The sequence below is a fragment of the uncultured Erythrobacter sp. genome, from assembly GCF_947502395.1.
In the GTDB taxonomy this organism is placed as follows: Bacteria; Pseudomonadota; Alphaproteobacteria; order Sphingomonadales; family Sphingomonadaceae; genus Erythrobacter.
In genome coordinates, this window is sequence record NZ_CANMZM010000009.1 from 1 (window position 1) to 679 (window position 679).

General features: G+C 51.7%; 1 protein-coding gene. It reads right to left on the reverse strand.

Annotated features, from left to right (window positions below):
- Window positions 1–100: 100 nt before the first annotated feature.
- Window positions 101–679, reverse strand: a 579-nt coding sequence (locus Q0778_RS16315; protein ID WP_298337835.1) for a hypothetical protein, incomplete at its 5' end; no start/stop codon positions are given.

A 679-nucleotide genomic window follows, 5' to 3' on the forward strand; every position in this document is an offset into this window, starting at 1 on the left:
TGGGGCGCATTTCTGCCGCGCAAGAAATTTGCTTTCCGTTTCCGGTTGCCCCGGTTCTGAGAAGTCCGATCTCGCCTCCGCAATTTTTCGTTGCTGATGGTTACCCGCGAAACTCCTTTGGCAAGCGTTCGAAGCACAGCTTTTCGGCTTTCTTCAAATTGCCAACCATCGTTTGATATCGAGGGAGCTCTTCAGTCCAACGGCGGAAAGTATCGATCCGCTCATTTAACTTGGGAAAGGTACGTATCTTGGCGTATCGATCTATCGCGTCGAAGACTTCCTCGTGAAATGGCACTTGGTCGCGGAATATGAAATCGGGAATCATGTGCCGGTACAAGCCACAAAAGCTGTTCCAAAGATCGTGATTTTGTAAGGCGTTCGCCCATTCGAGCAGCAAAACGATCGCGGCGAGCGTTTTGAAATCTGGAAACTGCCCCAACTCGCTAAACATCCGATCGATTGACTGGCTCAAGTCATCAGAACCGTACCCGCCTTGCAAAACGGTTCGACGCACCGGGTCACCTAGCGCCGCGATCTCCGAGATTATTCGGTCCTCATCGCAGTGCTGACCCTGTAAGATATCCCACATGCCAGTTCGGTAGGAAATCCCCGAACCTGGAAATTTGAAATCAGTCATCGCTACGCGATGGGTCCCATTATGCGGAGACGCGTCACGCAA